Source organism: Labrys okinawensis (genome assembly GCF_002982075.1).
Classification (GTDB): domain Bacteria; phylum Pseudomonadota; class Alphaproteobacteria; order Rhizobiales; family Labraceae; genus Labrys; species Labrys okinawensis_A.
On the sequence record NZ_PUEJ01000002.1, the window covers coordinates 372,525 to 398,156 of the forward strand.

Sequence of the window (25,632 nt, forward strand, 5' to 3'; positions counted from 1 at the left end):
GCAGGACGCGCCGGCTCCCGCTGCGCCGGCGCAGCCTCCCAGCGAAGGCGCGCCGCCGCCGAACCCGCCAAGCCCCGTTCCGCCGACTCCCGACAAGCCGCCGCAGGATGCGGCTCCACCGCAGCCCGGCGCCGACGGACCTCCCCCTGCGGAAGGCACGCCAGCCACGCCCGCCCCCCCTCTGCCGCCGGAGCGACCGACCTCGGCACCCTAGAAGCTGTTACGGACCATGGATGGGGTTTCGACGTGTCCTTGCGATCCGGGGTGATTTCACTCACTTGCAAAACGCCATGGGCGAATTAGCGGGCCAGCGTGGCATTTATGTCACTTAACTGGCGTGAAAATCGGACTAGAGTGCCATCTCATCCTTGCGGATGCGCTGCATCAGCGCGCCGAGATCCGCGCAAAATACCAAGACAAGAAAGAAACAGTCGTATGCGACGCCAGCGAAAAGTAAAAATTCTCGCCACCTTGGGTCCTGCCTCGTCGTCGCGGGAGATGATCGCCCATTTGTTCCGCGCCGGTGCGGACCTGTTCCGCATCAATATGAGCCACACCTCGCATGACCGCATGCGTGAAATGGTCGGCCTGATCCGTGACGTCGAAAAGGAATGCGGCCGGCCGATCGGCATCCTGCTCGACCTCCAGGGCCCCAAGCTGCGGATCGGCGAATTCGCCGGTGGCGCTGTGCAACTGGTCAATGGAACCAGCTTTACCCTCGATTCGGACCCGGCGCCGGGCGACGCCAGCCGGGTCTACCTGCCCCATCCGGAAATCCTGTCGGCCCTGCGGCCCGGCCATACGCTGCTGCTCGACGACGGCAAGGTGCGGCTCAAGACCACCGAGGCAACCGGCGACCGCGCCGTCACCGAGGTCGTCGTCGGCGGCAAGATGTCGAACCGCAAGGGCGTTTCCCTGCCCGACACCGAAATCGCCGTCTCGGCGATGACGCCCAAGGACCATGCTGACCTGGAGGCCGGACTTGGCGCCGGCGTCGACATCGTCGCCCTCTCCTTCGTGCAGCGTCCCGAGGATATTCTGGAGGCGCGCGAGATCATCCAGGGCCGCGCCTTGGTGATGTCCAAGATCGAAAAGCCGCAGGCCATCCTGCGTCTCGACGAGATCTTCGAAGCCTCCGATGCCCTGATGGTGGCGCGCGGCGACCTTGGCGTCGAACTGCCGCTCGAAAAGGTGCCGGGCCTGCAGAAGCGCATCGTGCGCGGTGCGCGCAAGCTCGGCAAGCCGGTCGTGGTGGCCACCCAGATGCTGGAATCGATGATCACCTCCCCCGTGCCGACGCGCGCCGAAGTCTCGGACGTGGCCACGGCCGTCTATGAGGGCGCCGATGCCGTGATGCTCTCGGCCGAAAGCGCCGCCGGTGAATTTCCGCGCGAGGCGGTGGCGACGATGAACCGCATCGCCGAGGAGGTGGAGCGAGACGCCCTGCACCGTACCATCATCAACGCTCAGCGCAGCGAGCCCGAGCAGACCGGTGCCGACGCCATTGCGGCGGCCGCGCGCACCATTTCCGAAACGCTCGACCTCTCCGCCCTGATCGCCTGGACGGCCTCGGGCTCGACCGGTATCCGTATCGCCCGCGAACGTGCCGAGAAGCCTCTGCTGGCGCTGACGCCCAATGTCGGCACGGCGCGCCGGCTTGCCCTGGTCTGGGGCGTGCATGCCGTGCTTACCGACGATGCCCGCGACATCAACGACATGGTCGACCGCGCCTGCCGCCATGCCTCGCAGGACGGCTTCGCGCAAACCGGCCAGCGTGTGCTGATCATGGCGGGCATACCTTTCGGCACGCCGGGCGCGACCAATATGGTGCGCATCGCCGTGATCGGCGCCGACGGTGGCGAAGGACCCTGATCGTCCCATTGCGACGATTTTGCGGACAAATTAGCCGACAATAAAATTGCCGGCTAATATTTTTTATTCTGGTTTAAAGCCAAGAAATTCAACCAAAAGTCCGCAATAGAAGGGGGAAGCGTCGGCCGGGCCCACCTCGGGTTGCGGTGCTTGCGGAAAGCAGCGACTCCGGATTTGCCTTTAAATAGGCAGCTAACTATTGCGCAGCCTGTCGCATCGAGTGGAGCTCGTCGGCTGCCTGGGCGACGCGGCCGATCTCCTCCAGCACCACCTGTTTGGCCGTGTAATGGATCTGATGGCCACCGCCGGGAACCAGGACCAGCCGGGACCCCTGCACCTGCCGGTGCAGCGCCTCGGCATGGATGCTGGTCGACACCACGTGATCGGCCGGATCGGCAATGATGGCGGTGGGGACCGTGATCCCGTGATAGCGGAGAGACTGGACCATCAGGCAGGCCTTGAGGGCAGCGACATCCTGCCCGTTCCAGCGGAACTCGTTCGGCCGCAGCACCAAGGCGGCGCTGGCCTTGCGGACATAGTCGGCCGGTGCCTTACCCGGACGGAAGGAATCGTCGACCGCCTTCTTCAGGCCCCAGCTGCCGACCGGGGTCATCACGGTGTGCACGAAGAGCCGCCCGAGCGCCGGCAGGGCGGCGAGACGGTAATACCAGTTGATGCCGCCCGGCCAGGGGTGGGTAGCCCCGGCCAGCACCACCAGACCGGCGACCCGATCCTTGTGTTCGACGGCCAACAATGTGGCGAGCGAGCCGGCGAGGGAATGGCCGACGACGATGAAGCGATCGATCCCATGCGTGTCCAGGGCGGCCATCACCAGCTTGGCCTGCGCCGCGGTGGCGGCATCGCGACTGCCGTTCGGCCGGTCGCTCCAGCCATGTCCGGGCCGGTCCACCGCGATCACCCGGCGCTGGCGCGCCAGGTCCTCGCCGATGCCGTGGACAATGTCGCGGGCATTGGAGGTGGCGCCATGCAGGAGCAGGACCGGCAGTCTCTCGCTGCCATGGCCGGTCCCGAGATCGATCAGGTGCAGCCGTCCGCCGGGCACGGGCACGAAGACCCCTTCGGGCGGATTTTCCTCGGCAATGCGGGCGGCGATGACATTGGTGGCCTGGATGGCTCCGAGCACATGGGCAAGGAGGAGGATGCCGATAAAGAGCAGAAAGAGGGTCAATCGCGGCCTTTTGGCGTGCTGGTATCGCTAGGAGATATGCTTCTAGCCGTTTTGCCGTGAGGTCGAAAGTCCCCCGGGATCGCAAGATTCCAGCCTATGGGTGCCAGCTTTCCGGCAAGGACGCAGGAGCATGGAGGGTCGATCTCCAGATCGACCATCTCTAGTGTGTTGCGATCAGACAGAGTCACCAAGAATCGCAAAGACGTTGAACAATGAGTTAGAGAAAATAAGCGTTCACGCTCGAACAGGCTTTGCTCTAGGAAAGGTCATGCTTGATTGTGGGCGAAGACGGTCGATCTGGAGATCGACCCTCCAATATTATGGCCGGTCGCCAAGCTGTCCGGCGAGCATCTCGTATGCTGCTTTACAAGCACCGTCCCCCAGGCCGGCCGAAGCTTGCTGTCCCGGAGCCTTAGATATCGCGTCCTTCGACTTCGGACTTGAGCTCGTCCATCATCTTGCGCGCGCCGGAGATATGAGGATTGATCGCCAGCGCATGTTTGAGTGCCTCATAGGCATTCTTCTTGTCGCCCAGGTCGACCAGCATCATGGCCAGCCCGTTCCAGGCGCCATATTCGCGCGGATTGCGCCTGAGCGTCTCGGCGACGTCGGCGATCGAGCGGGCATAGTCCTTTTTCAGGTAATAGGCGGTGGCGCGTTTGTTCCAGGCCTCGGCGTAATCGGGCTTGAGATGGATGACGGCATTCAGGATCTTGATGGCCTTGTCGGTATTCGAGGCTTTGATCGCCGTCAGCGCCCGGTCCATCAAGAGGTCGGTGGTATCGCTGCCCGAGCGCAGCTCCACCCGTTCGATAGCAAGGGCGATGTTGTCGGCTTCCTTTTCCGACTGGGCCTTGGCAAGGCGTTCATAGAGGCGGTCGAGCTCGGGATCGCCGGCCGGCCTGGCGTCGGCCAAAGCGGCGGCGGGGGCGGCAAGCATGCCGATCAGGGCCAGAATCGCGATTCTCATGCCTGGATAGTGGCGCGAGATTGTGGCGGATTCAAAGACAAAAACCCGGCCGCATCGCTGCGGCCGGGTTCAAACGCGGCAGACCCGAAAATTCGGCGCGAAATCAGCCCTGGCGGGCCTTGTAGCGCTTCTGGGTCTTGTTGATGATGTAGACGCGGCCCTTGCGGCGGACCAGCTGATTGTCGCGGTGGCGCGTACGCAGCGACTTGAGCGAATTGCGGATCTTCATGATTCCCGTGCCTCAGATTGGAGCACGCGAGAAGACGCAAGAGCTCCCAAATTCGAAAGATGCGGGGTTCTAGCGACGAGGGGGCCGGATGTCAACGGCGGAAGTGATACATCAGGGCTCCGAATTCGGGTTGACGACCTCGCCGGAAGGCAAGTTCCGAATGTATGCGCATTGCCCGTTCCTGGAAACACGGCATTCGCGGCATAGGAAGAAAGGGCAAGATGCCCGCGCATCCGGAAGTCCCTCGCGCCACAATGCGTCCGGGATGATCGACAGGCTTTCACCCGATCGCCTTGCAACGCCACCCCTATGCCAGTGCTGCAGCATTGGTTAAGACTGCGCGCCGACCGGGCATTGCCGCCACCACCGAACGGGACATTTCCTTGCACGCACCCGCCCCGACTTCCCTTCTCGACCGCTACCTCGCCCTCGTCGCCGCCGGCGGGCTCGAACGCGATGCGGCCCAGGAGGCGGTCCTCGCCCGCCTGCAGGGCGTTCTGGACGAGTTGGGCGAGATGCCCGCAGCACGCAAGCCCGGCGCCCTCGGCTGGCTGTTCGGGCGTGCCAAGCCCAGACCGGCGCCGAAGGGGCTCTATATCTGGGGCGAGGTCGGGCGCGGCAAGACCATGCTGATGGATCTGTTCCACGAGGCGGTGCCGGCCGGCATCAGCCATCGCCGCGTGCACTTCAATGCCTTCATGAACGACGTGCATGAGCGCATCTTCCATTATCGCAGCGAGATCCGGGCAGGGCGGGTCAAGGGCGATGATCCGATCGGCCCGGTGGCCGAGATATTGGCCAAAGAGGCCAAGCTCCTGTGCTTCGACGAATTCTCCGTCACCGACATTGCCGATGCCATGATTCTCGGCCGTCTCTTCACCCAGCTGTTCGCGCATGGCGTGGTGGTGGTCGCCACCTCCAACGTGGTGCCCGACCGGCTCTATGAGGATGGCCTGAACCGCGCCCTATTCCTGCCCTTCATCGCGCTGCTGCAGCAGCATATGGAGGTGGTGAAGCTGGAGGCGCGCACCGATTATCGCCTGGAGAAGCTTTCGGGCGGGGAGACCTATCTCGTCGGCAGCGGGCCCGGGGTCCGCGCCGGTATGGATGCGGCCTTCGAGCGCCTTACGGGAAGGAAAGAGGGCCTGCCGCTGGTGCTGACCGTCAAGGGCCGTGCCCTGAAAGTGCCGCAGGCCGCCATGGGCGTCGCCCGTTTCTCCTTCGCCGAACTTTGCGGCCAGCCTCTGGGTTCGGCCGACTATCTCGCCCTGGCCGAGCATTTCCACACGCTGCTGGTCGACGACATCCCGGTGCTCAGACAGGAGCAGCGCAACGAAGCCAAACGTTTCATCCTCTTCATCGACTGCCTCTATGATCGCGGCGCCAAGCTGGTGGCCTCAGCGGCGGCGGAGCCGACCGGGATCTATCCCTATCAGGAAGGGCGCGAGGGCTTCGAGTTCCAGCGCACCATCTCGCGCCTGATCGAGATGCGTTCGGAAGTCTATCTCGCCCAGCCGCATCGGGCGCCGGCGAAGACCTCGCTGGTCGACGGCTGAGCCGGCAGGGAGGCAGGGCATGGGCGGCAAGAGCGAACCGACCGGCGCGCGTCTCCTCGATATCGCCACCGATCACGTGCGCAAGCACGGGCTGGAACGCACGTCCGTGGTGTCGGTCGCGCGCGAGGCCCAGGTCAGTCATGCCGCGGTCTATCGCTATTTTGCCTCCAAGGACGCGCTGATCGACGCCGTCACCGCCGACTGGCACAAGGCGGTGGAGACCCAGCTCGCCGTGGTCGCCGACGCGCCCGATCCGGCCGACGATAAGCTGGAGCGCATGATGCTGCTGCTGGCACGGCTCTATCGCGAGCGCCTCGACCAGGAACCCAATCTCTTTGCGGCCTGGCTGTCGGCGATCGGCGAGAACCGCGCGGTGGTCCGCAAGCATCGGCGCCGTATCCGCAGCCTGATCGAACGTGTCATCGACGAGGGGCGCTCCATCGAACTGTTCCGCGCCCGCTCGAACGAGAGGCTGATCGCCTTTCTCGGCGATGCCTTGCATCGTTTCATCGATCCGGCGGCCATCGCTGCCGATCGGGATGCCAACCGGCTGGAACTGGACCAGCGTCTCGCCCGCCTGCTGCGCGTGATGATCCGCGCCATGGTGGCCGGCAGCGTGTAGAGGCCTTCGCGGGGGAGCTGGCTCTTAGCGATGGCTCAAAAGTAAGCGCTCTGTCATCCCCGGCGCCGCCACCGGCGGCGGGAAGGGGATCCAGGGGCCACACATCGTGCCTCGGCCCTTGGAACTCCTTCCCCTCGCCCTCTCTCGCGGCGCTCGCGAGAAGCTCGGCCGGGGAGGACAGGGCGCTTACTCTTGAACGGTCCTCTGCCCTCGTTAGAGCGAGGGCAAGAGTCCGCGTTCCCCGCCTCCCCATTTCCGACCTATTAATCATTCCACGGCATTGTTCTTGCTTCCCCTTTCACGCCCGATGCCGCGGGCGCAGGACGCGAAGCATGTATGATAGTGCCGTGCCGGTTTCCGGCATTTGTGTCGACCAGCCGACCCTTCATCCCGGCGCCCTTCTCGGCGCCCTCGGCCAGGCCAGCTACGAATGGTGCCTGGAGACCGATCGCCTCGCCTGGGGAGCGGGAGCATCTGCCGTACTCGGCGTGCGCACTGCAGCCGACATCGCCGACGGCAAGGCCTTTGCCCGCCTGATCGACCTCGACCGGCCCGGCGGTCGGCACGAGGCCATCCTCCAGAGCGCCCACGGGGGAACGACGGAAGGGGCGCCCTATTGCCTGCGCTACAGCTATCGTCCGCATGCGGTGGGCCGGAAGCGCTGGATCGAAGATCGCGGACGCTGGTTCGCCGGGCCGGACGGCCGCCCCGTTGTCGCGCGCGGCCTGGTGCGTGTCGTGGCCGAATGCCCGGAGGACGAGGCTGCCGGCTCCACCCATACCGTGATCGGCATTCACGACCGCGTCTTCGCCGCAGCCCTGGCCGAGGCCTGTGCGGCGGGCCGGCAGGCCGGGTTGTTCCTGGCGACCATCGACCGGCTCGGTGCCATCCACGGCGCCTTTGGCGCCGTGGTGGCGGATCGCGTCTGCGCCCAGGTGATGCGCGGATTGCGCAGTGTCTTGCGCATCGGCGACAGCCTCACCAGCATTGCGGACGGTAAGTTTGCCGTGATGTTGCCCGGATGCCAGGCCGGGGATATCAGGGCGGCGGCGGAACGCTTCCAGCTCGCGATCGAGCGCGTCACCGTGGAAGCAGAGGCTGGCGCGATCCAGCCAACGGTCTCGATCGGCGCCGTCCACATCGCGCCTTCGGCGGAGACCGCCGGCACGGCGCTCCATGCAGCCCAGCAGGCCCTCGACCGCTGCGAACGCGAAACGCCGGGCGGCATCGCGATCTTCGCGGAAGGTGACCACCAGGCCGCGTCGGCCAATGCGGCGCAGCGCCTGGCGCTGGCGCTCAACGAAGACCGCATCTTCCTCGGTTTCGAGCCGGTGCTGGCAGTCCAGGCGGGAGGGCGGCAGGCTTTCCGGGCTCGGGCCTTCATCCGGATGCCCGGCATTGCCCCGGCATCGGCGTCCCTGCAGCCGGCCTGGCTGACTCCGGCCTGCGACCGCGCGCTCGTCCGCAGGCTTGCCCTGCGGCTGGTGGACCTGGCCGGCATGGTGCTCGACCGCCATCCCGGTATCGAACTGATCCTGCCCCTGCCGGTCGTCGTCGATCCGCGCCGGGGGCCGGGGGACAGTTTCGAACGTTTGACCATCGAGCTCGACGAGGCGCTGGCCAAGGCCGATCTCGACAATAATGGCCGCTACTGCCGGGCGATCCGCGCTTCAGGCGCCCGGCTCGGTATTGGCGGTTTCGGCGGCGGCCATCTCGATTTCGCCGAACTCCAGGCCCTCGAAGTCCGCCAGGTGACGCTCAACGGCGTGCTGGTCGAAATGGCCGACCAGGTTGCGCAGGGGCGCTTCACGCTGCGCTGCCTGATCGAAACCGGCGCGCGGCACGGCCTCGACATGGCGGCGGAATGGGTGGATGACGAGGTGATCGCCCGCCAGCTGCTGACCTGGGGCTGCAGCCGCCTGATGGGAACGGTGGCGGGCACGCTCCGGCTGGAACTGCCACGCCTGCGCGATGCCGGCCGCCAGGCGCCGATGGCGCTGACCGGGACCTGAACTGCAGACGCCTTCTGCCTTTGCGGGAGACGGGCGCTGCGTTCTACTTCTTCTCGTCGCTGATGCGGTCGAGGCGCGACTTCATCTCCGCCAGCTCCTTCTTGAGCGTATCGAGATCGTCGCTGCTCTTGGAGGTCGCGGTTGCGGCCGGTTCCTTCACGTCCTCGCTCTCGGTCTGGGCGAAGGGCGAGAACAGGCGAAAGGCGCGCTGGAAGGCCGCCATATTGTTGCGGGCCTGTTCCTCGAGCGCGCCGAAACCGCCATTGACCCAGGGCGCCTGGCCCCAGCCGCTGGTAAGATGCTGCGTCATCTGCTCCCGCAGCTTCTGCTGATCCTTCGTGAGATTGTCGATGGAGAATTCGAGGAAGCTCGGCACCAGCGCCTGCATGCTGTCGCCATAGAAGCGGATCAGCTGGCGCAGGAAGGTGATCGGCAGCAGGTTCTGGCCCTTGTTCTCCTGCTCGAAGATGATCTGGGTGAGCACCTGGCGGGTGATGTCCTCGTTGGTCTTGGCGTCATGGACCACGAAATCCTCGCCGGCCTTGACCATGGCGCCGAGATCTTCGAGCGTGACATAAGTCGAGGTACCCGTGTTGTAGAGGCGCCGGTTGGCGTATTTCTTGATCGTGGTCGGCTCTTTTGCTTTCGCCATCCTACTGCCCCTTACGCTCTTCCCTGCCTTGCAGAATTTCCGAACGGGCTCGCCTGCACAAGCCTGGAAATTCCGAACCATCCCGGGTTGCCGCGACGGCCTTCCGTCCGACGACGGTACCCCGCTCCGGAATTGCTCTTCCGGAAGGATGATCACCCCCACGGTCTGACAAATCTAGGCTCTTTTCGCGGTCGCGAAAACATCTTTGTGCAAGCGCGGTAAACTCACCTGGCGCATTGACGGCGGCGCGCCAAGCGTCCCATATGCCCAGGCAGATTGCGCTCGGGTGGATCTGAGATCGGCTCGACTGCAATCGGTAGACTTGGAAGATTTGCAGACTTTACCTGCTTCATGCCCAGACCTGCTTCATTCCCAGGGCGGATGAAGCAGGCAAAGTCTGCTTCGGAAAGCGTTGGTCCGCCGGGCAGTCGCAGAACGGAACACTAGAGGAGTGAAATTGCCATGAGTGATGTCGTCATCGTCAGCGCCGCGCGCACGCCGGTCGGCTCCTTCAACGGCGCCTTCGCAGCAACGCCGGCCCACACGCTCGGTGCGGCGGCCGTCAAGGAAGCGCTGGCTCGCGCCAAGGTGGAGGCCGGCGAGGTCGACGAAGTCATCCTCGGCCAGGTGCTGAGCGCGGGCGGCGGCCAGAACCCGGCCCGCCAGGCGGCAATGGCGGCCGGCGTGCCCCAGGAGAAGACCGCCTTCGGCCTCAACCAGCTCTGCGGCTCGGGCCTGCGCGCCGTCGGCCTCGGCCTGCAGCAGATCGCCAATGGCGACGCCTCCGTCATCGTGGCCGGCGGCCAGGAATCGATGTCGCTCGCCCCGCATGTCGCGCATCTGCGCGCCGGCGCCAAGATGGGCGACGTGAAGTTCCTGGATTCGATGCTCAAGGACGGCCTGATCGACGCCTTCCAGGGCTATCACATGGGCACGACCGCCGAGAACATCGCGGCCCGCTGGCAGCTCACCCGCGAGGAACAGGACGCCTTCGCCGTCGCCTCGCAGAACAAGGCCGAGGCCGCCCAGAAGGAAGGCCGCTTCAAGGACGAGATCGTCGCGATCACGGTGCCCGGCCGCAAGGGCGATGTCATCGTGGATACCGACGAATATCCCCGCCACGGCGCCACGCTCGATGCCATGGCCAAGCTGCGTCCGGCCTTCAGCAAGGAAGGCACGGTGACTGCCGGCAACGCTTCCGGCATCAATGACGGCGCCGCCGCCGTGGTGCTGATGAGCGCCAAGGATGCCGAGAAGCGCGGCCTCACCCCGCTGGCGCGCATCGCTTCCTGGGCCACTGCGGGCGTTGATCCCGCCATCATGGGCACGGGCCCGATCCCGGCTTCGCGCAAGGCGCTCGAAAAGGCAGGCTGGAGCGTCAAGGACCTCGACCTGGTCGAGGCCAACGAGGCGTTCGCGGCGCAGGCCCTGGCCGTCAACAAGGACATGGGCTGGGATCCGTCCATCGTGAACGTCAATGGCGGCGCCATCGCCATCGGCCATCCGATCGGCGCCTCCGGCGCTCGCGTGCTGGTCACGCTGCTGCACGAGCTTGCCCGCCGCGGCGGCAAGAAGGGCATCGCCACGCTGTGCATCGGCGGCGGCATGGGCATCGCCCTCACCGTCGAGCGGTGATCGCGAGTCGTCCCGTGCGCACTGCATCCACGGGGGTGCAGTGCAGACACGGGACGGCATTATGGAAGGGGTATCTTCGGCTTACGATTCAGCGTCCGCGAAGCGTCACTGTGTGCCGCATCGCGCGCGGAATGACTAAATTTCCAAAAAGAACACCAATCGTTACCAAGGAGGCACCATGACCAGAGTTGCAATCGTCACCGGCGGAACGCGCGGCATCGGCGCTGCCATCTCCAAGGCGCTCAAGGCGGCCGGCCACACGGTTGCCGCCAGCTATGCCGGTAATGACGAAGCGGCGGCCAAGTTCAAGGCCGAAACCGGCATTGCAACCTACAAGTGGGACGTCGGCGATTTCGATGCCTGTGCCGCCGGCGTGGCGCAGGTGGAAAAGGACCTCGGCCCGGTCGACATCCTGGTCAACAATGCCGGCATCACCCGTGACGGTTTCTTCCACAAGATGAGCAAGGACCAGTGGTCCGCCGTCATCCGCACCAATCTCGACAGCCTGTTCAACATGACCCGCCCGGTCATCGAGGGCATGCGCAATCGCGGTTTTGGCCGCGTGATCGTGATCTCCTCGATCAACGGCCAGAAGGGACAGGCGGGGCAGGTCAACTATTCCGCCGCCAAGGCCGGCGACATCGGCTTCGTCAAGGCATTGGCGCTGGAAGGGGCAGCCAAAGGCATCACCGCCAATGTGATCGCGCCCGGCTATATCGGCACCGAGATGGTGCAGGCGATCGATCCCAAAGTGCTGGAGACCCGCATTCTGCCGCTGATTCCGACGGGCCGGCTGGGCCAGCCGGACGAAATCGCCCGCGCGGTGGTATTTCTGGCCTCCGACGATTCCGGCTACATCACCGGTTCGACACTCAGCATCAATGGCGGGCAATATCTGGCCTGAGGCCGGGCTGCACCGCCTGTCAGCGGAGGCGGCGACGATCGATGGAACGCGGCGACCCGTTTCGCGTTCCATCATCGCGGCCAGCCTGCGTTGTTTCCCGATAATCTTGCGTGATCCTTTCCCGGGTCGGGAGAGGAGAGTTTCCATGAGCGTTTCATGACCGTCGATTTCCATCACCGCCTCGCCTCCGTGGCCAGTGAGATCGAAGATGTGCTGGTGGCGATCTTCGATGTGGCCACCGATCCGCCGGTGCCGCCGCGGCTGCTGAGCGCCATGCGCTATGCCGCCCTTGGCGGGGGCAAGCGGCTTCGTCCCTTCCTGGTGGTCGAAACCGCCCGCCTGCTGGGCGGCGATCAGGCGACGGCCCTGCGGGCGGGCGCGGCGATCGAGCTCGTGCATGTCTACAGCCTCGCCCATGACGATCTGCCGGCGATGGACGACGACGAACTGCGCCGCGGCAAGCCGACGCTGCACCTGGCCTATGACGAGGCCACCGCCATCCTCGCGGGCGACGCATTGCAGACCCTGGCCTTCGAGACCCTGGCCGATGGCGCCACCAGCTTGGATGCGGCCATGCGGGCCGAACTGGTGCGACTGCTGGCAAGAGCCGCCGGAGGGGCGGGCATGGCCGGCGGCCAGATGCTGGACCTCGAAGCGGAGGGCCGATTCGAGCAGACAGCCGAGCTTTCAGCCCCTGCCGTCGCCAAGCTGCAGGCAATGAAAACGGGTGCGATCCTCTCGTGCGCGGTGGAAATGGGAGCGGTGATCGGGCGCGCCGACGCGCCGGTCTACCAAACCCTGCTGTCCTATGGCCGCGCATTGGGCGCCGCCTTCCAGATCGCCGACGACATTCTCGACATCGAGGCTTCCAGCGCCGAGCTCGGCAAGGCCACCGGCAAGGATGCCGGGCGCGGCAAGGCGACCTTGGTCGGCCTGTGGGGCGTCGAGAAGGCGCGGGCCGAGCTCGAGCGTCTTACCGGCGATGCCCTCGCCGCGCTTGCCGGATTTGGCGCGGAGGCGGATATTCTGCGCGCCGCCGCCCGCTTCACGGCGGACAGGCGCAAATGAGCTTCCAACCGGGGCTGCGAGTGGAACCTCTGGAGTGAGGCATTTTCTGCGTCCGCTGACCACCAGGCCGGTCCTGCTCTGGAGCCTGGTCGCCGGCATGGCTCTCGGTCTTGTCGTGCCGGGCCTGCCCTGGCTCGAACGCCTGCTGGCCGGTTGGTGCCTGGCCACGGTCCTTTTCGTGGTGATCGTCAGCTACAGGCTGTCGCGCCTGCCGCCGGAACGGTTCAGCCACAAGGCTGATTCCCTCGATGAAGGGGCCGTCACCATCCTGATCCTGTCGATGCTGGCTGCGGCGGCGAGCTTTGCCGGTGTGATCTTCGAGCTTCAGGCCACCAAGAGCCAGGTGGGCGGTGATATCCTGTCGCTGCCGCTGATGGTGACCACGATCGTCTGTTCCTGGTTCTTCATCCACACCATCTTCGCCATCCATTACGCCCATATCTACTACAATGACGGCGGACGCCCGGGTAAGCCGAGCCTGGATTTCGGCGGTGATCCCGAGCCGCCGGATTATTGGGACTTCGTCTATTTCTCGGTGGCGATCGGCGCTTCCTCGGCGACATCAGACACCAATCTGCGCTCGCGGCCGATGCGCCGCATCGTCGCTGCGCATGCGGTGTTCTCGTTCTTCTTCAACGCCACCATCCTGGCCCTGGCGATCAATATCGCCGCCGGATTGCTGGGTGGGAATTGATCGGCTCGACCATTGTCGCCGCCGGGGCACGACGAAGAACCGCCGTCCCCTTTGCGGGGCCGCCGCGACCGGAAGCGTGACGCTGCATCGGTCGCAGGCCTCCCTGCCGCCGGCTCATCGAATTCCTCGACCATGGCAGTGGCCGAGAATGCCTCCATAAGTCAGGCGATCGCCGTCGCCACGTTGCGTTCGACCCGCATGCCCTTGCGCTCCTCGGAGGGGGTGCGGTCGAAATGTTCCGAATAGCATTTGGAGAAATGCGAGGCGGAGACGAAGCCGCAGGCCAGGCCCACCGACAGGATGGGCATCGAGGTCTGGCGCAGCAGCTGGCGGGCTCGGTTGAGGCGCATTTCGAGGTAATAGCGGGTCGGCGTGGTGTCGAGATAGCGCTGGAACAGCCGCTCGAGCTGGCGGGGCGACAGGCGCACCGTGCGGGCGAGCTGGGCGCAGGAAACCGGGCGCTCCAGGCGCTTGTCCATCTCGCCGATCACGGCGAGTAGCTTGGGATGGGAGACGCCCAGGCGCGCGCGCAGTTCCATGCGCTGGCGCTCATGCGAATCGCGCATGCGGTGATGGATGAGCTCGTCGGTGACCAGGGCGGCGATGACCGCGCCTTTCTTGGCGGTGATCAGCGCCAGCATCATGTCGATCGAAGCGGTACCGCCGGCGCAGGTGAAGCGGTTGCGGTCGATCTCGAACAGTTCCTGCGTGGCGTCGATCTCGGGGAATTCCTCGCGGAAACTGTCGTAATTTTCCCAGTGAATGGCGCAGCGATGACCGTCGAGCAGGCCGGCCCGGGCCAGGATGTAGGTGCCCGTGCACACGGCGCCGATCGAGACGCCGTAGAAGGCGAGCTTGCGCAGCTTGGCGATCAGAGGACCATGGTCATATTTCTGCACGTCCATGCCGGAACACACGATGATCTCCGGCATCGGCCCGACATCGCCATAGGAGCCGTCGACCGCCAAAGCCACGCCGTTCGAGGCCTCGATCGGCTGGCCGTCCGGGGAGTAGAGCCGCCAGGCGAAGGCCTTCGCGCCCGTGACGTAATTCGTCAGGCGCAAAACCTCGACGGCCGCCGCGAAGGCGATCATCGAGAAATTCGGAGTGAGCAGAAAGCCGACGGTATGCGTGGCGCCGATATCCGGCCGGATATTCATACGCAGTTCTCCCTGGGACCTCCGCCGGGTTGGCCGGCGGTACGAAGCGTGACGGAGGCGGGAAAGCGCACTGGATGGAGCGCTCGCCCTCATGATGGCATCGGGCGTCTACGCGCCCATTCTGGTCAAAACGTCGGTTGCGGGGCGGCTTTTACCGCGTTCTCCGAAACGACGAACCGAGACGATATTGCGACATTTTTTGAAGAATTCTGATGTGGGCCCGACCATATGTCGCCTTTAATGTCGTAAATTGACAAATGTGAGGCATTGGCTTGCGACCTAATGGTCAAATACTATCCCAAATGCGTCCTGTTCGGGCGCGGGCGAATGGGGGCGTTTTGCGCAATTTCTTCCAATGCGACAAAAGGCGCGTCGCTTCCGTGCTAGACTGCCCCTGGGCGGAATGATGATAGTCGCGCCATTCAAGACTCCATCCAACGGGCGGCAACACGTGCGGTTTTCTGTCTTTTCCCTGGCGCGCAACGCGCTGCGTGGTCATCAGGACTGGCCCGAGCAATGGCGCTCGCCCGAACCGAAGGCCAGCTACGACGCCATCATCATCGGTGCCGGCGGCCATGGCCTCGCCACCGCCTATTACATGGCCGCCGAGCATGGCATGACCAATATCGCCGTGCTCGAAAAGGGCTGGCTGGGCGGCGGCAATACCGGCCGCAACACCACCATCATCCGCTCCAACTATCTGTGGGAGGAGAGCGGCAAGCTCTACGACCACGCGATGAAGCTGTGGCAGAACCTGTCCCAGGTGCTGAATTACAACGTGATGTATTCGGCCCGCGGCGTGATGATGCTGGCGCACAACGTGCATGATATCCAGGTCTTCAAGCGCCATATCCATGCCAATCGCCTGGCGGGTATCGACAATGAATGGCTGACGCCCGAAGAGGCGAAGGAATTCTGCCCGATCCTCAACGTCTCCAAGGATATCCGCTACCCGATCATGGGCGCCGCCCTGCAGCGGCGCGGCGGCGTCGCCCGTCACGACGCGGTGGCCTGGGGCTATGCCCGCGCCGCCGACGCGCTGGGCGTCGACATCATCCAGAACTGTGAGGTCACCGGTATCCTGCGCGATGCCTCCGGCGCCGTTTCCGGGGTGGAGACCTCCCGGGGTACGATCCGTACCAAGAAGCTCGGCGTGGTCGCCGCCGGCCACACTTCGGTTGTGATGGAAATGGCCGGCGTGCGCATGCCGCTGGAAAGCTACCCCCTGCAGGCGCTGGTGTCGGAGCCGCTCAAGCCGATCATGCCCTGCGTGGTGATGTCGAACACCGTGCATGCCTATATGTCGCAATCGGACAAGGGCGACCTCGTCATCGGCGCCGGCACCGACCAGTATGTCTCCTATTCGCAGACGGGCGGCCTGCATATCGCGGCCCACACGCTGGACGCGATCTGCGAACTCTTCCCGGTGGTGCGCCGCACCCGCATGATGCGCAACTGGGGCGGCATCGTCGACGTCACGCCCGACCGCTCGCCCATCCTGTCCAAGACCCCGGTGCCAGGCCTGTTCGTCAATTGCGGCTGGGGCACGGGCGGCTTCAAGGCGACGCCGGGCTCGGGCCATGTCTTCGCCCATACGGTGGCGACGGGCGAGCCCCATCCGATCGCCGCTCCCTTCACCCTTGATCGCTTCCGCACCGGACGCCTGATCGACGAAGCGGCCGCCGCCGCCGTCGCGCACTGAGGACCGCCATGCTGCTCATTCGCTGCCCTTATTGCGAACAGGATCGTCCGGAACTGGAGTTCCGCAACATGGGCGAGGCCCATATCGCCCGCCCTGCCTTTGCCGACAATCCGACGGACGAGGTCTGGGAAGGCTTCCTCTACACCCGCTCCAATCCCAAGGGGCTGATCGCTGAGCGCTGGCGCCATGTGCATGGTTGCGCGCGCTTCTTCAACGCCGTGCGCCACACCGTGACCGACAAGTTCGTGAAGACCTACAAGCAGGGCGAGCCCAAGCCGGATCTCGCGGCGCTCGCCGCCGAGCTTGCCGCCGCCACGCCCGCCAATCGTGAAGCCAGGAACTCGGAGGCGCGCTCGTGACCGCCTCTCTCCGCACGGCGGCCGGCGGCCGCATCGACCGCGCCAAGCCGATCAATTTCACCTTCGACGGCGTCGCCTATCAGGGCGTGCGCGGCGATACGCTCGCCTCGGCCCTGCTCGCCAATGGCGTACACCTGATCGGGCGGTCGTTCAAATATCACCGGCCGCGCGGCATCATGTCGGCAGGCTCGGAAGAGGCGAATGCGATGGTCACGGTGATCCGGGATGCCGGACGCACCACGCCCAATCTGCGCGCCACGCAGGTCGAGCTCTATGAGGGCCTCGTCGCCATCAGCCAGAATCGCTGGCCTTCGCTGAAATTCGATGCCGGTGCCGTCAACGACGCGATGTCGCCCTTCTTCGCCTCGGGCTTCTACTACAAGACCTTCATGTGGCCGCAGAGCTTCTGGAAAACGGTCTATGAGCCGAAGATCCGCGCCGCGGCCGGCTTCGGCGAGGCGCCCAAGGTGGCCGACCCCGACCGCTACCTCAACCGCTATGCCCATTGCGACGTGCTGGTGGTGGGCTCGGGGCCGGCAGGCCTGGCGGCCACCATCGCGGCGGCCGAGACCGGCGCCTCGGTGATCCTGGTCGACGAGCAGGCCGAGCTCGGCGGCTCCCTGCTGGCTGAGACCACGGCGACCATCGAAGGCCGGGCCGCACGCGACTGGGCCACCGACATCATCATGTCGCTGGCTCTCAACGATCGCGTCCGGCTGATGCCGCGCACCACCGCCTTCGGCTGGTATTCCGACAATTTCGTCGCCTTGGCCGAAAGGCTGACCGATCATGTCGCCCAGCCGGAAGCCCGCATGCCGCGCGAGCGGCTCTGGCAGGTGCGCGCCAAGCAGGTCGTCATTGCAGCCGGCGCGATCGAGCGTCCCCTGGTGTTCCCGGAGAATGACCGCCCGGGCATCATGCTGGCGGATGCCGCCCGCACCTATGTCAACCGTTACGGCGTCAAGCCGGGCAATCGGGCGGTGGTGTTCACCGCCTGCGACAGCGCCTATCAGGCCGCACTCGACCTCAAGGCCGCCGGCATCGATATCGCCGTGATCGCCGACATCAGGCCCGATGGCGGCGCGCTTACCGCCGCTGCCCGGGAGGCCGGCATCCGCGTCAGTCTCGGCGCAACGCTGATGAGCACCAGCGGGCGGCTGCGCGTCAATGCCGTCAGGCTCGGCCGTGTCGGAACCGACGGTACCGTGAGGGACCGGGAGACGGTCTCCTGCGACCTCGTGCTGATGTCGGGCGGCTGGACGCCGACGGTCCATCTGTTTTCGCAGTCGCGCGGCAAGCTGCGCTATGACGAAGCCAAGCAGATCTTCGTGCCGGGCTTCGCCCGGGACGAGGAACGTTCGGCCGGTGCCTGCCGCGGCGTGTTCGACTTCGGCGCCGTGATCAATGACGGCTTTGCCGCCGGCCATGACGCCGGGCGAGACGCCGGCTTCGACAAGGGCGCGCTCAAGACCTTCGACGTCGCTGGCGAGACCTCTCAGGAAGGGTTCTACACCGGCGCCCTGCCGCATGACCGCAATGCCAACAGGGTCAAGGCCTTCGTCGATTTCCAGCACGACGTCACCGCCAAGGACATCAAGCTGGCGACGCGCGAGGGTTTCCGCTCGATCGAGCACGTCAAGCGCTACACCACCACCGGCATGGCGACCGACCAGGGCAAGACCTCCAATATCAACGCGCTGGCCATCGCCGCCAAGGCGATCGACAAGAAGGTGCCGCAGGTCGGCCTGACCACCTTCCGCCCGCCCTATACGCCGACCACGTTCGGCCTGTTCGCCGGCACGGCGCGCGGCGACCTGTTCGATCCCGTCCGCAAGACCGCGATGCACGAGGCCGAGGTCGAGATGGGCGCGGTGTTCGAGGATGTCGGCTTGTGGAAGCGCGCCTGGTACTATCCGCGCGCCGGCGAGAGCATGCACGATGCAGTCAACCGCGAATGCAAGACGGTGCGCGAAAAGGTCGGCATGTTCGACGCCTCCACCCTCGGCAAGATCGAGGTGGTCGGCCCGGATGCGGCGGAGTTCATGCACCGCATCTATGTCAACCCGTTCATGAAGCTGGAGCCGGGCCGCCTGCGCTACGGCATCATGACCCGCGACGACGGCTTTGTTTATGACGACGGCGTGGTCGGCCGCATGGCGCCCGATCGCTTCCATGTCACCACCACCACGGGCGGAGCGCCGCGTGTGCTCTCGCACATGGAGGACTATCTCCAGACCGAGTGGTCCGACCTCAAGGTCTGGTTCACCTCCACCACCGAGCAGTGGGCGGTGGTCGCCGTGCAGGGCCCGCATGCCCGCGATGTGCTGGCGCCGCTGGTCGAGGGCATCGACATCTCCAGGGAGGGCATGCCGCACATGTCGGTGAAGGAAGGCCGCATCTGCGGTGTACCCACCCGGCTGTTCCGCATGAGCTTCACCGGCGAGGCCGGCTTCGAGGTGAATGTGCCGGCGGCGTATGGCCGCGCCGTCTGGCAGGCCATCCATGCCGAGGTCGTCAAATATGACGGCTGCGCCTACGGCACCGAGGCGATGCATGTGCTGCGCGCCGAGAAGGGCTACATCATCGTCGGCCAGGACACCGACGGCACGCTGACGCCGGACGAGGCGGGCGTCGGCTGGGCCGTGGGCAAGGCCAAGGCCGATTTCGTCGGCAAGCGCGGCCTGATGCGGCCGGACCTGCAGGATCCCAACCGCAAGCAGTTCGTCGGCCTCCTCACCGTCGATCCCGGCGTGGTGCTGGAAGAGGGCGCGCAGATCACCGAGGTGGCGCAACCCGCCATCGGCGAGCATGCCCTCGGCCACGTCACCTCGGCCTATTGGAGCGCCAATCTCGGCCGTTCCATCGCCTTGTGCAATCTCGAGCGCGGCCGCTCGCGCTATGGCGAGACGGTCTATGTGCCGATGCCCGGCGGTTCGATCGCCGCGAAGGTGGTCGATCCTATCTTCATCGACAAGGAAGGAGCGCGGCTCAATGGCTGATATCGCAACCCGCCGCGATCCGCTCGACGGCATCGCGCCGATCACCGCCCGCAGCCGCCTCACCATCGAGGCGGCGCCGCGCGGCGCCCGCCTGGTGCTGCGCGGCCCGGACAGCGCCGCTGTCGCGGCCGGCCAGGCCTTCGGGCTGGCGTTGCCAACCGCGATCAACACCGCCGCCACCGATGGCGTCCGCACCGCCTTCAAGCTCGGCCCGGACGAATGGCTGCTGCTCGCGCCGGAAAATACCGAAGCCGAGGCCTATGCCGCCATCGAGGCCGCCGTGCAGGAGCCACATTCGCTGGTGGATGTGAGCCATCGCAATGTCGGCATCCTGGTTTCCGGCTCGCTGGCCGCCGACGTGCTCAATGCCGGCGTCATGCTGGATCTCGACCCCAAGGTCTTTCCCGTCGGCACCGCCACGCGCACGCTGTTCGCCAAGGCGGAAATCGTGCTGTGGCGCAAGGGCGCGAGTGACTTCCACGTCGAGGTCTGGCGCTCCTTCACCGATTATCTGCACGGCCAGCTCGAACAGGCTGCACGGGAATATGTGAAGTAGCGGGCAGCGGGTCTTCAGACCCGCCTCCCGGATGCCGCGACCAGCCCGCGCTCTATTTTCGCAGCAAGGCGAGCATGGTTTCGGCCGTGGCGGTATCGGTCACCACCGCATTGATCAGCCTTGCCCGCACAGCGCCGATGATCGACTTCGCCTTGGCGGGGGAAACGGCCACGCCGATGACGAGGGGAACAGCCCGCAACTGCTCGGGCGACACCGCGATCAGCCGCTCATCCCCGTCCCAGGGCACGAGACGGCCGTCTTCGTCGAAATAATGCCGGATCACGTCGCCCGCCGCGTGTACCAGGGCGCGTTCGCTCGAGGTGGCGGCGCCGGCATGCACGGGATCGACCCCATGCGGCAGGCCGACCCCCACCAGGGCGGCATCGATGCGGTCCCATAGGGCGATCTGATCGCGAATGGTGGGATCATTGACGAAGGCGTCGCGATATTCCTGCGACGGCAGATAGGGCGCGTGGATGAATTGGGGCGTGCCGCCGAGCTGTTCGGCCGCCAGCCTTACGAATTCGCTGATCTGGAAATGGGGCGCCGGCTGCTGCATGCCGCCGGTTGCGGGCACCGTGATCACGCCCGGTATGCTGGGCAGCCCGGCGCGGATCACCTCGCGGATGGCGCGGCCCCAGCCGATGGCGAGCACCGAGCCGTCCTTCAGCCCCGCCTCCTTCAAGAGCGTGCCGACGGGCTGGGCCAGGGCCGCCAGCAGCCCGACCTCGGTCGTCTCCACCAGGGCCGCCTTGCGCAGGCCGAGGGTCTCGACGAGCTCGCGGGTCAAATCCTCGGGCGCTGTGAAATCGCGGATCTCGATGCGGACGATGCCTTCCTCCCGCGCCCGGCGCAGCAGCCGCGAGATGGTGGCCGTCGACAGGCCGAGGCGCCGGGCGATCTCGACCTGGGAGAGGTCGGATTCGTAATGAAGGCGCGCCACCATATGCAGCGTCTTGCGGGTGGCCGTGGCGTCACTGGGCGAGGTGTCCGGCAGTTTGCAATTCCTTTCAGAAATATGTTACATACATGGCGACGCAGTGGGAAGAGCATCACTGGCCGGTCCCACGCCCGCCATGGCAAGATCGCTACCCGCTCGACAGGAAACAAGCAACGGCCGCGATCGAGGCAGCCGCGCAAGGGGAGAGAGCGCCATGGCGGCGATGACGACGGCGGAATATCGCGGCTATCGGCAGATCTGCGGCGGCAATGGCGCCATGATGGTGATCGCCTGCGACCAGCGCGGCGGCATGCGCACCATCCTGGCGAGCGATCCGGCCGAACAGGCGGCGATCAGCGATGCCATGCTGGGCGAGACCAAGGCCGACATCGTGCGCCACCTCGCCAACGAGGCGTCCTGCGTGCTGCTCGATCCGCTCTGCGCGGTGCCCAAAGTGGTGGATGATGGCGTGCTGGCGCGGGACGTCGCGCTGCTGATCGGGCTCGACGCCTCCGGCTTCGACCGCTCGCCCGAGGGCTATCGCCTTTCGCGCCTGGTGCCCGGCGTCGATGCGCGCCGCGTGCGCGAACTCGGCGGCACCGGCGGCAAGATCATGGTCTATCTCAGGGCGGACAGGCCCGAGGCCAACACGCACAACATCGAGATCCTGCGCCGCTGCATCGAGGATTTCGCCCGCGAGGATCTGCTGCTGGTGGTGGAGTTCCTCACCTATGACCTGCCGGGCGAAAGCCGCGAGGACTATGCGGCCAAGGTCCCGGACCTGGTGGTGGAGGGCACGCGCATCTGCCTCGATCTCGGCGCGAAGGTGCTGAAGCTGCCGTTTCCCGGCCATGCCGAGGCCTGCGCGGCGGTTTCCCGCCTTGCCGGCAACGTGCCCTGGGCCGTGCTGTCGGCCGGCGTCGACCATGCCACCTTCCTCGGCCAGGTCGAGACCGCCATGCGCAATGGTGCATCCGGCGTGATCGCCGGCCGGGCGCTGTGGAAGGATTGCATCTCGCTCGACCGGGCGGCGCAGGCCGACAGGCTGCGCAACATCGCCGTGCCGCGCCTGCGCGAGATCCAGGCGGTGATCGAACGACATTTCGCCAAGGCGCAGGCCGCCTGAGAAACCGGCCATGCCAGCAGAGCCAGAGGCGATCGGCATCGACATCGGCGGCACCAATCTCCGGGCCGCGCGTGTGGCGGCCGGAGGCGAGATCCTGCAATGGTTCGCCGAGCGTAGCGTGGCGGAGCCCGTTGCCCTTGTCGACAGGCTGGTCGAGATGATCGGCCGTCTCGACAATCCTCATGTGGACAGCGTCGGCATCGGCGTTCCCGGCCGGGTCGATGCCCTGCGCGGCGAGGTGCTTTCCGGCGGCTATGTCGATTTGTCGAGCGTGCCGCTGGCGTCCACGCTGGCGCAGCGTACCGGCAAGCGGATCTTCGTCGACAATGATTGCAACATGGCGCTGGTCGGCGAGATGGCGGCAGGCGCGGCGCGGGGAACCGCCAATGTGGCGATGCTGACGATCGGAACAGGTATCGGCGGCGCCGTGGCGCTGGATGGTAGGGTGCTGCGTGGCCAGCGCAGCGCCGGCCAGTTCGGCCATGTCACCGTCGATGTCGGCGGCCTGCCCTGTGCCTGCGGCCGACGCGGCTGCGTGGAGACTACCAGTTCCGGCACGGCGCTGGGGCGGCATATCCGCGAAGCCGGCCTGCCCGCGGACATGACGGCCGGGCAGCTGCTCGGCTTGCGCCTCGAAGGGGACAGGCGGGCCGAGGCCGTGATCAGAGCCTGGGCCGAGCCGCTGCGGGCCGCCATCGACAGCCTGGTGGCGGCTTTCGACCCGGCGCTGGTTCTGCTCGGCGGCGGCCTCGGTAAGGCGGCCGCACTCGCCCTGCAGTCCGTGCCCGCCTTGTCGGCCTGGTATCAATGCCCGGTCGCCGCCGCGACTCTGGGCGACGATGCCGGCGTGATCGGGGCCGCCCTGGCCGGCAGGCGGGAGGCCGATCCCGAGAAGAAGGCCGTGCCATGAAGAAGGCGGTGCTGGTCAACGGCGTTCCCGCCAGCGGCAAGAGTTCCGTCGCCCGCTTCGTCGCCGATGTGCGCGGCTGGGCCATTCTCGGCCTCGACACGGTGAAGGAGCCGTTCTTCGACCATCTCGGCGTGGGCGATCGCGACTATAACCGTAAACTCGGCCGGGCGAGCTCGCAGGCGATCTGGTCGATCGTCGCCGCCGCGCCGGATGGCATGACCTTCGTGGTGGACGCCTGGTTCGGCTTCCAGCCCCGCGACGTCCTGGAAGATCATCTTGCCCGGGCCGGAATCGGCCTCACGGCGGAGATCTGGTGCCATGCCCCGCCGGACATTCTGGTGGAGCGCTATCGCGCGCGCCTGTCGTCCCGCCATCCCGGCCATCCCGGCGAGGCTTTTTTGTCCGAGCTGCCGTCGCTGGCGCAGCGTGCCGAGCCGCTCAGGCGCGGCCCCCTGTTCGATATCGATACCAGCACCGGTTTCGATGAGGCGGCGCTGCTGGCCTGGCTGGACCAGGTCTTGGCGGGGTGAGGGGAATCTCACGTTATCCCGGCAACACGAAGCGCGACAAACCTTCCCCACTTCGTGGAGAAGGCATGGTACGCCCCATTCTGTCAGGGCGCTCTAGCCGGGAACGGAAAAGAGGGCGGTCGATGCCGCTCTCAGACGCCCAGCATCAGCTGGATGTTCTGCACCGCCGCCCCGGAAGCGCCCTTGCCGAGATTGTCGAGCCTCGCCACCAGGACGGCTTGGCGATGGGCCTCGTGCGGGAAGACGCGAAGCTCCAGCTGGTCGGTGTCGTTGAGCGCTTCCGCCTCGATCTTGCCGGCGCCGTCCAGCGGCTCGACGCTGACCAGTCTGGCGCCGGCATAATAGTCGGCGAGGATGGCGTGGAGGTCCGCTGCCTTCGGCTTGCCCGGCAGCGTGTCCAGATGCAGCGGCACCGAGACCAGCATGCCCTGGCGGAAATTGCCGACGGAAGGCACGAAGATCGGCCGGCGGGTCAGCCCGGTATAGGCCTGCAATTCCGGCACGTGCTTGTGCTCCAGCGTCAGGCCGTAGAGCTCGAAGGAGGGCGCGGTGCCGGCCTCATAGGCCTCGATCATCGATTTGCCGCCGCCGGAATAGCCGCTCACCGCATTGACGGTGACGGGATAATCCGGCGGGATCACGCCGGCATCGACCAGAGGGCGGATGAGGGCGATCGCCCCGGTGGGATAGCAGCCGGGATTGGCGACATGGCTCGCCTTGGCAATGGCCTCGGCCTGGCCCGGCGCCAATTCGGCAAAGCCGTAGACCCAGCCCGGGGCGACGCGATGGGCGGTCGAGGCGTCCAGCACTTTCGGCTTCTTGCCGTCGAGCTCGCTGATCAGCGCCACGGTTTCCTTGGCAGCGGCGTCGGGCAGGCAGAGCACCACGAGGTCGACCTCGGCCAGCAGCGCCTTCTTCGCCGCGACGTCCTTGCGCAATTCGGGCGCGATGCTGCGCAGGGCAACGCCCGCTACCGACGCCAATCGCTCGCGGATGCCGAGACCCGTGGTGCCGGCTTCGCCGTCGATGAAGACGGTGCGGACGGCGCCGGCCTGGTGCGGCTTTTCGGCGAGGTCGGAGAGGGCGGCCATGTCTGATCCTCCTTGAGGAGAGGCGGGCTGTCGGGAACGCTGGCTATATCGGAGCAAGAGCCGTCACTGTCAATGCCGGAGCGTATTGCGGCTACGCGGGGACGGCCCGCTCTTGGAGGCGCTCTTGGAGGCATCTTGCTTCCTCAAAGGAAAATACGGGCGAGACGCCCATAGGCGTCGACTTTGCGGAGCTTGGCGCTCTTTGGGTGGGTCGATCTTCAGATCGACCCACCCAAAAGCCCCGGGGTCGGCGCCGATGGGGCGGGACGTCCATGCACCGGAAAGCGCGTTGCGAGCATTTCCTTCAAATCCGGCGGGTAACAACTTACGCCGCAGCGACGAATATCGTTACAGCGGCTGGAATCACATGTTTTAGCGCAAAAAGTGTGGTTTTCGGCACGCTCACTTGATTTGGCTCCGATACCGGGGCCGGTCATAGTCAAGGCCATGCGGAGCGGCGACAGGCCGTTTCCGCCTTCCAGCCAACAGAAGGAAACTCCCATGTCCATGTTCACCAAGGCCAGCACCGCCTTCGCTCTCGCCGGTGCCGTCGCCAGCGCCGCCGCTCTGCTGTCGGCTCCCGCCAAGGCCGACGACTCCAAGGAAAAATGCTACGGCGTCGCCCTCAAGGGGCAGAATGATTGCGCCGCCGGTGCGCATTCCTGCGCCGGCACCTCGACGATCGACTATGACGGCCAGTCCTTCAAGCTGGTGCCGAAGGGAAGCTGCGTCACCATGAAGACGCCAAAGGGCATGGGCTCGCTGACGCCGGTCAAGAGCTGATAGCGCCTAGCGCCAGGGGAGCCGCCGACTCGTCGCGGCGGTTCCCGCCTTCCCTCGGTTTCTCGGAGAGCGC

At 66.0% G+C, this 25,632-nt stretch carries 23 protein-coding genes; 16 read left to right on the plus strand and 7 right to left on the minus strand.

Going from position 1 to position 25,632, the window contains the following annotated elements:
* Window positions 1-435 precede the first annotated feature (435 nt).
* Window positions 436-1,872 carry a pyruvate kinase gene (gene pyk / locus C5L14_RS05285; RefSeq protein WP_105860996.1) on the plus strand — a complete coding sequence of 479 codons (1,437 nt, stop codon included), beginning with the start codon at window positions 436-438 and terminating at the stop codon, window positions 1,870-1,872.
* Window positions 1,873-2,068: 196 nt separating this feature from the next.
* Here the strand turns inward: pyk and C5L14_RS05290 are convergent, their stop codons facing one another.
* From C5L14_RS05290 to ykgO, 3 genes are all read right to left on the minus strand, one after another.
* Window positions 2,069-3,061, minus strand: coding sequence for an alpha/beta fold hydrolase (locus C5L14_RS05290; protein WP_105860997.1), 993 nt, complete (start codon window positions 3,059-3,061; stop codon window positions 2,069-2,071).
* Window positions 3,062-3,473: 412 nt separating this feature from the next.
* Window positions 3,474-4,031, minus strand: coding sequence for a tetratricopeptide repeat protein (locus C5L14_RS05295; protein ID WP_105860998.1), 558 nt, complete (start codon window positions 4,029-4,031; stop codon window positions 3,474-3,476).
* A gap of 103 nt (window positions 4,032-4,134) precedes the next feature.
* The gene (ykgO, locus tag C5L14_RS05300; protein ID WP_068283257.1) at window positions 4,135-4,260 is read right to left on the minus strand and encodes a type B 50S ribosomal protein L36; all 126 of its coding nucleotides are present in this window, start codon (window positions 4,258-4,260) and stop codon (window positions 4,135-4,137) included.
* 377 nt (window positions 4,261-4,637) lie between these two features.
* Here ykgO and zapE point away from each other — a divergent pair, with 377 nt between their 5' ends.
* The 3 genes from zapE (at window position 4,638) to C5L14_RS05315 (ending at window position 8,450) form a co-directional block, all read left to right on the plus strand.
* On the plus strand, window positions 4,638-5,816 hold the full coding sequence (gene zapE, locus C5L14_RS05305; RefSeq protein WP_245443279.1) for a cell division protein ZapE: 1,179 nt from the start codon (window positions 4,638-4,640) through the stop codon (window positions 5,814-5,816).
* A 19-nt stretch (window positions 5,817-5,835) separates the two neighbouring features.
* Window positions 5,836-6,438, plus strand: coding sequence for a TetR/AcrR family transcriptional regulator (locus C5L14_RS05310; RefSeq protein WP_105860999.1), 603 nt, complete (start codon window positions 5,836-5,838; stop codon window positions 6,436-6,438).
* Window positions 6,439-6,770: 332 nt separating this feature from the next.
* Complete coding sequence (locus C5L14_RS05315) at window positions 6,771-8,450, plus strand: bifunctional diguanylate cyclase/phosphodiesterase (RefSeq protein WP_105861000.1); 1,680 nt, start codon at window positions 6,771-6,773, stop codon at window positions 8,448-8,450.
* 43 nt (window positions 8,451-8,493) lie between these two features.
* On the opposite strand, the gene phaR is transcribed toward C5L14_RS05315, so the two are convergent.
* Window positions 8,494-9,102 carry a polyhydroxyalkanoate synthesis repressor PhaR gene (gene phaR, locus C5L14_RS05320; protein WP_105861001.1) on the minus strand — a complete coding sequence of 203 codons (609 nt, stop codon included), beginning with the start codon at window positions 9,100-9,102 and terminating at the stop codon, window positions 8,494-8,496.
* Between the two features lie 462 nt (window positions 9,103-9,564).
* Here phaR and C5L14_RS05325 point away from each other — a divergent pair, with 462 nt between their 5' ends.
* The 4 genes from C5L14_RS05325 (at window position 9,565) to C5L14_RS05340 (ending at window position 13,403) form a co-directional block, all read left to right on the plus strand.
* Window positions 9,565-10,737, plus strand: a complete 1,173-nt coding sequence (locus C5L14_RS05325; RefSeq protein ID WP_105861002.1) for an acetyl-CoA C-acetyltransferase — start codon at window positions 9,565-9,567, stop codon at window positions 10,735-10,737.
* A gap of 178 nt (window positions 10,738-10,915) precedes the next feature.
* Window positions 10,916-11,641, plus strand: coding sequence for an acetoacetyl-CoA reductase (gene phbB, locus C5L14_RS05330; protein ID WP_105861003.1), 726 nt, complete (start codon window positions 10,916-10,918; stop codon window positions 11,639-11,641).
* 156 nt (window positions 11,642-11,797) lie between these two features.
* Window positions 11,798-12,709 carry a polyprenyl synthetase family protein gene (locus C5L14_RS05335; protein WP_105861004.1) on the plus strand — a complete coding sequence of 304 codons (912 nt, stop codon included), beginning with the start codon at window positions 11,798-11,800 and terminating at the stop codon, window positions 12,707-12,709.
* Window positions 12,710-12,743: 34 nt separating this feature from the next.
* On the plus strand, window positions 12,744-13,403 hold the full coding sequence (locus tag C5L14_RS05340) for a DUF1345 domain-containing protein (protein WP_181161031.1): 660 nt from the start codon (window positions 12,744-12,746) through the stop codon (window positions 13,401-13,403).
* A gap of 161 nt (window positions 13,404-13,564) precedes the next feature.
* On the opposite strand, the gene C5L14_RS05345 is transcribed toward C5L14_RS05340, so the two are convergent.
* Window positions 13,565-14,563 (minus strand): GlxA family transcriptional regulator, encoded by a 999-nt coding sequence (locus tag C5L14_RS05345; protein ID WP_082979449.1) that lies wholly within the window; start codon window positions 14,561-14,563, stop codon window positions 13,565-13,567.
* A 451-nt stretch (window positions 14,564-15,014) separates the two neighbouring features.
* Between C5L14_RS05345 and C5L14_RS05350 the strand changes: the two genes are divergently transcribed.
* From C5L14_RS05350 to C5L14_RS05365, 4 genes are read left to right on the plus strand one after another with little or no spacing between them, the layout of a single operon-like run.
* Window positions 15,015-16,265, plus strand: a complete 1,251-nt coding sequence (locus C5L14_RS05350; protein ID WP_245443259.1) for a sarcosine oxidase subunit beta — start codon at window positions 15,015-15,017, stop codon at window positions 16,263-16,265.
* An 8-nt stretch (window positions 16,266-16,273) separates the two neighbouring features.
* Complete coding sequence (locus C5L14_RS05355; RefSeq protein WP_105861007.1) at window positions 16,274-16,624, plus strand: sarcosine oxidase subunit delta; 351 nt, start codon at window positions 16,274-16,276, stop codon at window positions 16,622-16,624.
* Window positions 16,621-19,623 carry a sarcosine oxidase subunit alpha family protein gene (locus C5L14_RS05360; RefSeq protein WP_105861008.1) on the plus strand — a complete coding sequence of 1,001 codons (3,003 nt, stop codon included), beginning with the start codon at window positions 16,621-16,623 and terminating at the stop codon, window positions 19,621-19,623. The genes C5L14_RS05355 and C5L14_RS05360 overlap by 4 nt, the downstream gene beginning before the upstream one ends.
* Window positions 19,616-20,179, plus strand: a complete 564-nt coding sequence (locus C5L14_RS05365) for a sarcosine oxidase subunit gamma (protein WP_105861009.1) — start codon at window positions 19,616-19,618, stop codon at window positions 20,177-20,179. Before C5L14_RS05360 ends, C5L14_RS05365 begins: the two co-directional genes overlap by 8 nt.
* Window positions 20,180-20,231: 52 nt before the next feature.
* Here C5L14_RS05365 and C5L14_RS05370 read toward each other — a convergent pair whose 3' ends face one another.
* On the minus strand, window positions 20,232-21,125 hold the full coding sequence (locus C5L14_RS05370; protein WP_105861010.1) for a sugar-binding transcriptional regulator: 894 nt from the start codon (window positions 21,123-21,125) through the stop codon (window positions 20,232-20,234).
* Between the two features lie 208 nt (window positions 21,126-21,333).
* On the opposite strand from C5L14_RS05370, the gene C5L14_RS05375 reads away from it, so the two are divergent.
* The 3 genes from C5L14_RS05375 to C5L14_RS30605 are packed head-to-tail and all read left to right on the plus strand — an operon-like array spanning window position 21,334 to window position 23,685.
* Window positions 21,334-22,245, plus strand: coding sequence for a tagatose-bisphosphate aldolase (locus C5L14_RS05375; protein WP_105861011.1), 912 nt, complete (start codon window positions 21,334-21,336; stop codon window positions 22,243-22,245).
* A 10-nt stretch (window positions 22,246-22,255) separates the two neighbouring features.
* Window positions 22,256-23,155 (plus strand): ROK family protein, encoded by a 900-nt coding sequence (locus C5L14_RS30600; RefSeq protein WP_245443261.1) that lies wholly within the window; start codon window positions 22,256-22,258, stop codon window positions 23,153-23,155.
* Window positions 23,152-23,685, plus strand: coding sequence for an AAA family ATPase (locus C5L14_RS30605; protein WP_245443263.1), 534 nt, complete (start codon window positions 23,152-23,154; stop codon window positions 23,683-23,685). Before C5L14_RS30600 ends, C5L14_RS30605 begins: the two co-directional genes overlap by 4 nt.
* 131 nt (window positions 23,686-23,816) lie before the next feature.
* Here the strand turns inward: C5L14_RS30605 and argC are convergent, their stop codons facing one another.
* Window positions 23,817-24,776, minus strand: coding sequence for an N-acetyl-gamma-glutamyl-phosphate reductase (gene argC, locus C5L14_RS05385; RefSeq protein WP_105861012.1), 960 nt, complete (start codon window positions 24,774-24,776; stop codon window positions 23,817-23,819).
* A gap of 501 nt (window positions 24,777-25,277) precedes the next feature.
* Here argC and C5L14_RS05390 point away from each other — a divergent pair.
* Complete coding sequence (locus C5L14_RS05390; RefSeq protein WP_105861013.1) at window positions 25,278-25,559, plus strand: BufA1 family periplasmic bufferin-type metallophore; 282 nt, start codon at window positions 25,278-25,280, stop codon at window positions 25,557-25,559.
* Window positions 25,560-25,632: the final 73 nt, after the last annotated feature.

Coding starts and splice junctions, on each gene's coding strand:
- pyk (WP_105860996.1), top strand. CDS start 436: ATGCGACGCCAGCGAAAAGTAAAAATTCTCGCCACCTTGGGTCCTGCC.
- C5L14_RS05295 (WP_105860998.1), bottom strand. CDS start 4,031: ATGAGAATCGCGATTCTGGCCCTGATCGGCATGCTTGCCGCCCCCGCC.
- ykgO (WP_068283257.1), bottom strand. CDS start 4,260: ATGAAGATCCGCAATTCGCTCAAGTCGCTGCGTACGCGCCACCGCGAC.
- C5L14_RS05310 (WP_105860999.1), top strand. CDS start 5,836: ATGGGCGGCAAGAGCGAACCGACCGGCGCGCGTCTCCTCGATATCGCC.
- C5L14_RS05315 (WP_105861000.1), top strand. CDS start 6,771: ATGTATGATAGTGCCGTGCCGGTTTCCGGCATTTGTGTCGACCAGCCG.
- phaR (WP_105861001.1), bottom strand. CDS start 9,102: ATGGCGAAAGCAAAAGAGCCGACCACGATCAAGAAATACGCCAACCGG.
- C5L14_RS05325 (WP_105861002.1), top strand. CDS start 9,565: ATGAGTGATGTCGTCATCGTCAGCGCCGCGCGCACGCCGGTCGGCTCC.
- phbB (WP_105861003.1), top strand. CDS start 10,916: ATGACCAGAGTTGCAATCGTCACCGGCGGAACGCGCGGCATCGGCGCT.
- C5L14_RS05335 (WP_105861004.1), top strand. CDS start 11,798: ATGACCGTCGATTTCCATCACCGCCTCGCCTCCGTGGCCAGTGAGATC.
- C5L14_RS05345 (WP_082979449.1), bottom strand. CDS start 14,563: ATGAATATCCGGCCGGATATCGGCGCCACGCATACCGTCGGCTTTCTG.
- C5L14_RS05355 (WP_105861007.1), top strand. CDS start 16,274: ATGCTGCTCATTCGCTGCCCTTATTGCGAACAGGATCGTCCGGAACTG.
- C5L14_RS05365 (WP_105861009.1), top strand. CDS start 19,616: ATGGCTGATATCGCAACCCGCCGCGATCCGCTCGACGGCATCGCGCCG.
- C5L14_RS05370 (WP_105861010.1), bottom strand. CDS start 21,125: ATGGTGGCGCGCCTTCATTACGAATCCGACCTCTCCCAGGTCGAGATC.
- C5L14_RS05375 (WP_105861011.1), top strand. CDS start 21,334: ATGGCGGCGATGACGACGGCGGAATATCGCGGCTATCGGCAGATCTGC.
- C5L14_RS30600 (WP_245443261.1), top strand. CDS start 22,256: ATGCCAGCAGAGCCAGAGGCGATCGGCATCGACATCGGCGGCACCAAT.
- C5L14_RS30605 (WP_245443263.1), top strand. CDS start 23,152: ATGAAGAAGGCGGTGCTGGTCAACGGCGTTCCCGCCAGCGGCAAGAGT.
- argC (WP_105861012.1), bottom strand. CDS start 24,776: ATGGCCGCCCTCTCCGACCTCGCCGAAAAGCCGCACCAGGCCGGCGCC.
- C5L14_RS05390 (WP_105861013.1), top strand. CDS start 25,278: ATGTCCATGTTCACCAAGGCCAGCACCGCCTTCGCTCTCGCCGGTGCC.